Genomic DNA, 4559 nt, shown 5'->3' with positions numbered 1-4559 from the left:
CTGAGCCCTCGTTTTTATCGCTCTCTTTTTTATTTTTGTCTAGCTTTATCGCTTCGCTGATCTGCTGCGCCGCCGTATCGGCGTAGATAAATGCGCCTTCGGGGTCGCAATTAAAAAGATTTGAGTAGCACTCGGAATCATTTAAATCAATCGGGTTGGGTATAATCACGTCTGTCGCCTCAAGCAGCCCGTAGCCGTTTTCTACGCTAAATTTAACTGCGCTCAAAAACGCAGGCAAATTTTGCGCGTAAAAGTCATCTACTTTTTGTTTTATATTTTCATCGGCGTTGTAGTCCTGCCAAAATTTAGCCAAATTTGCCGCGCTTACAAATGCGCCAGATGAGTAGTTTCCGTCAAATTCGCCCGTAAATTTAGCCTTTATTTCAGGCGGTATAACGCCGCTTATATCGCTTAGATACCGCTTAAATTCGCCGTGTTCGTCCGCCAAAAAGCTAAAAGCCGTGCCGCGCGTGTAGAAGTATTTTCTAAAAAATCCTTGCACGGTAGCAAGTATGTAGCCATGACCCGTCGAAAAGCTCTCGCCATCTTTGGTTTCAAGCGCGATTTTTAGGGTATCGATGTATTTTTGTGCGTAAAAATCCTCCATGCCGTACTCTTTTGCGAGCTTCTGGGCGACCGACCAGTCGCCGTCTCGCGCGCTTTTTAATGCGTCAAAATACCACTGCTTTATCTCGCTTTCGTTGATCGGATGATAACTCACGTCGTAGCCCATTTTGGCTCCTTTTTAGGTAGATTTTTTCTAAATTTACAAAGGATTCGGCCGATTTACGCGTATAAAATCGACCCCAAACGAATCATATTCGAGCCGCATTTTATCGCCAGCTCAAAGTCGCCGCTCATACCCATCGAGCAAATTTGCGCACCGCGAGGTTGCAGATTTTCATAAATTTTACGCGTCGTCTCAAAGCTTTTTTGCACGATTTTCTCGTCCTCTACGTGCGCGCCGATACTCATCACGCCGACGGGTTTTAAAAATTTACACTCCTGCGCGATTTGCAAAAACGCAGCCTCGGCGGCTTCGGGCGAGATACCTTGTTTCGTGTCTTCGCGCGCCGAGTTTATTTGCAGCAGGCATGGTAGCTCGCAAACAAGCCTCTTATCCACCGCAAGTGCGGCCTCTACGCTCTCGCAGCTTTGCCAAAGCGCGGGTTTGAGCGCTAGCAGGTGGTTTATTTTATTGCTTTGAAGTCGCCCGATAAAGTGCCACTCGATCGGCAAATTTGACAAAATTTTGCTCTTGTTTTTGAGCTCTTGCACGCGGTTTTCGCCAAAGCTCGTTTGTCCCTGTTTAAAAAGCTCCAAAACCTCTTTAGTCGTTACGTTTTTGCTCACGGCAATTAGCTTCACCGCTTCGCCCGTGCGTGCATTTTCGATGCGTTCTAAAATTTTCGCGAGCTTCATTGTCCCGCTCCGCTTAGGCGCATCACGTCGTTAAAGGCAGCAAACGCCATCAGGCAAAGCAAAAAAGCCCAGCCGCAGTAGGTGAGGCCGATATAGACTTTTTCGTTCATCTCGCGGCGGAAAATGAGCTCGTAAAGGTTGAAAAATATGTGTCCGCCGTCAAGCGCGGGGATAGGCAGCAGGTTTAGCACGCCTAAATTTACGGATATGAGCGCAGCGATGATGAGCAGGGTCGAGAGGCCAATGCCAGCGGCTTTTGAGGTGATGTCGGTGATCTGGATGATGCCGCCCATCTCTTTTAGCGGCACGACGCCAACAATGAGCTTTTCAAGTCCCGTGAATATGAGCTTTGAGGCGTTTACGGTCTCAACGAGCGCAAATTTGAGCGAGCTAAAGCCGGTGTTTCGTATCGTGACGGCCTCGTCTGAGGGCAAAATGCCGATGAGCGGTTTTTCTATCTTTTCGCCAAATATCGTCATGCTTTGCCCGATTTTAGGCGTCAAATTTATCGTTTTTATTTCGCCGGCGCGCTCGAGCGTGATCGCGGTGGAGGTTAAATTTACGTTTTTGCTTATCTCGTCCCATTCGCTGATTTTGATACCGTTTATGTTTAAAATTTTATCGCCTTTTTGTAGTCCGGCACTCGCCGCAGCCGAGTTTTCCAGTACCTTACCCACGGTCGGAGCTAGCCTCTCAACTCCGATATGTCCGAGCGCGATAAAGATAAAAAACGCCAAGGCAAAGTTAAAAAACGGTCCGGCAAAAAGGATAAAAATGCGTCCTAGCGGGCTAAGCCTCGTATAGCTGTCGTTTTTTAGGCCGGGCTTTGCGTCCTCTTGTCCTTTTAGGCTAACGTAGCCGCCAAGCGGTATCGCGCTGATGGCGTACTCGGTGTCGCCGATGGTTTTTGAGTAGACGCTCTGGCCAAAGCCCACGCTAAATTTTAGCACGCCCACTTTTAGCATGCGAGCGGCGAGAAAGTGGCCCAGCTCATGGAAAAATATAAGAAACGAAATCACCAAAACCGTGATCAAAAAGTGCCACGAATACGCATAAATGCCGACGGCTAGCAATGCCGCCACAAAGATAATGCTTTTCAAAATTTACCTTTAAATTTGATTTTACCGCTCGAGTTTATCGCTGAGCAAAACTGCGATAAATTTCGTGCTCGGGTTTGCGTCAAGCGCGATCTTTAGGCTCATCGTAAGCGGTACGGCTAAAAACATACCGCCGATGCCGAACAAAAATCCCCAAAAAAGTAGGCTCAAAAGCACGACAAGCGTGCTGATACCAAGGCCTTTGCCAAGAAATTTAGGCTCGATAAAGTTGCCGATGACGACATTTACGACCGCATACAGCGCCGCAGTCCAAGCGCAAGCCGCCGCGTCGTTTAACAAAAGCGCCACCAAAAGTGCTGGAACGGCCGCGATGATGGAGCCGATCGTCGGGACAAAGTTTAGCACAAAAGCCAAAATCCCCCAAAGCGGCGCGTAAGGCACGCCGATGAAATTTAGCCCGATAAATATAAAAACGCCCGTCGCAAACGATGCTGCGGACTTGATCGCGAGATAGCGTTTGAGATTTGATATGAACGTATCTACGATCTGATTTGTTTGCGGATTTTTACTCGCAAAATACTCGACTTTTTGAGAAAATACCTGTACCTCAAAAAGCATAAAAGTAACAAGCAAAAAGACAAAAAAGCTCTTTGAGGCAAGCTCTGTGCCGCTTCTTAAAAATCCGCCCAGCACGGCAAAAAGTTTATTGATATCAAAGTCTGCGGGCGCGGCGACGCTGTTTGGGTCGATGAGGCCGCGGCTAGCGAGTATATGGTGATAGTGGTCGGCTAGGACTTTAAATTTGCTCTGAAGCTCGGGCATGTAGCTAACTAGCCCGTTGATCGTTTTTAGCACGGTGTTTGCGATAAATCCAAGCGATAAAAACACGACTGCGGTAACGAGCGCAAAGGCTAAAACGCGCGGAAATTTGAGCTTTTCTAGCGCATTTATCGCAGGCGTCGCCACGATAGCGATAAAAACCGCCATTAAAAATGGCAGAACTACGACGCTAGCGGCCTTTAGTCCGGCTGCTACCACGACGAAGCTAGCTAGATAGATTATGGCGTTTCCGGCTCTCAAATTTACGCCTTTTTGGCTTGATTTTTAACGTGATTTACATAAGCGTTTACGTACTCAAAGCCCGAATACAGCGTCAGCGCGACGCTAAGCCAGAGCAAAAACTCGCCAAAAGGCCACTGCATGGTTAAAAAGCCGATCGCAACCATCTGGCAGACGGTTTTGACTTTGCCCGCCATCGATGCGGCGACCTCTACGCCTTCGCCCGCCATCACGACGCGAAATCCCGTGATAAAAAACTCGCGAACCAGGATGAGATACACGGCCCAAGGGCTCGCGCGGTCTATCATCATGAGTCCTAAAAACGCGCCCAGCGTTAGCATTTTATCCGCAAGCGGGTCGATGACGGCTCCAAGCTTAGTCTTTTGATCCCATGCGCGCGCGATAAACCCGTCAAAAAAGTCCGTGACGCTGGCGATCACGAACACAAGCGCGGCAAAGTAGTTCATCCAGCTAATATGCACGCCTGAGAAGGAATTTACGCTAAGTAGCAACCAAAACATCAGGGGTGCGAGAAATACACGCAGGAAAGCTAGGGCGTTTGGTAAATTTAGGCTCATTTATTTTTTCTTTCTTTTGGATTTTGGAGTTTAAAATTTGACGTCGCGGTACTTGAGGCGGCGGAAAAAGCGCTGGCCTTGTTTTGGCTTGACTTTGCCCGTTTCTTATTTGCGCTTTGGTTAAATTTGCTTGTAGCTTTGTCAAATTTGAGCAAATTTAGATTAGGTTTAAGAAAACCGTCCGCGCCGCAAAATTTGCTTTCAAATTTTAAATTTTCATCAAATTTAGCCCGCAAGCGCGTTAAATTTATACCGCCGAATTTGCAAAAAACGCAAGCAACCGGCAAAGGCGCGCAGGCTAAATTCGCTTTTTTCATTTAAATGTTGTACCGCCGTCGATGATGAAGGTGTGGCCCGTCACCCAGCTAGCTTTTGAGCTACAGAGAAACAAACATGCGCCGGCGATATCCGTAGGCTGTCCCATGCGATTTAGCGGGCTTAG

Annotated in this window: 7 protein-coding genes; all 7 read right to left on the bottom strand. The window is 47.9% G+C overall.

All coding sequences use genetic code 11. The features are described from left to right. Positions 1-733 (bottom strand): hypothetical protein (locus Q0546_RS03330; RefSeq protein ID WP_298790511.1); only part of this gene is annotated, 733 nt, incomplete at its 3' end. Between the two features lie 53 nt (positions 734-786). Beyond that, on the bottom strand, positions 787-1422 hold the full coding sequence (locus Q0546_RS03325; RefSeq protein WP_298790509.1) for a YggS family pyridoxal phosphate-dependent enzyme: 636 nt from the start codon (positions 1420-1422) through the stop codon (positions 787-789). Continuing rightward, positions 1419-2522 carry an RIP metalloprotease RseP gene (gene rseP / locus Q0546_RS03320; RefSeq protein WP_298790507.1) on the bottom strand — a complete coding sequence of 368 codons (1104 nt, stop codon included), beginning with the start codon at positions 2520-2522 and terminating at the stop codon, positions 1419-1421. The genes Q0546_RS03325 and rseP overlap by 4 nt, the downstream gene beginning before the upstream one ends. Positions 2523-2543: 21 nt before the next feature. After that, positions 2544-3560: an AI-2E family transporter gene (locus Q0546_RS03315; protein ID WP_298790505.1), complete on the bottom strand. Its 1017-nt coding sequence runs from the start codon at positions 3558-3560 to the stop codon at positions 2544-2546. Positions 3561-3562: 2 nt separating this feature from the next. Then, positions 3563-4117, bottom strand: coding sequence for a CDP-diacylglycerol--glycerol-3-phosphate 3-phosphatidyltransferase (pgsA, locus tag Q0546_RS03310; protein ID WP_298790503.1), 555 nt, complete (start codon positions 4115-4117; stop codon positions 3563-3565). Then, positions 4114-4434, bottom strand: a complete 321-nt coding sequence (locus tag Q0546_RS03305) for a hypothetical protein (protein WP_298790501.1) — start codon at positions 4432-4434, stop codon at positions 4114-4116. The genes pgsA and Q0546_RS03305 overlap by 4 nt, the downstream gene beginning before the upstream one ends. Then, the coding region (locus Q0546_RS03300; protein WP_298790513.1) for an SDR family oxidoreductase at positions 4431-4559 on the bottom strand (129 nt) is incomplete at its 5' end. The genes Q0546_RS03305 and Q0546_RS03300, both read right to left, overlap by 4 nt.

It is taken from the genome of uncultured Campylobacter sp. (genome assembly GCF_937997465.1).
Classification (GTDB): domain Bacteria; phylum Campylobacterota; class Campylobacteria; order Campylobacterales; family Campylobacteraceae; genus Campylobacter_A.
Note: the sequence above shows the minus strand (reverse complement) of the source record. Positions and strands in the feature narration are given on the sequence as shown.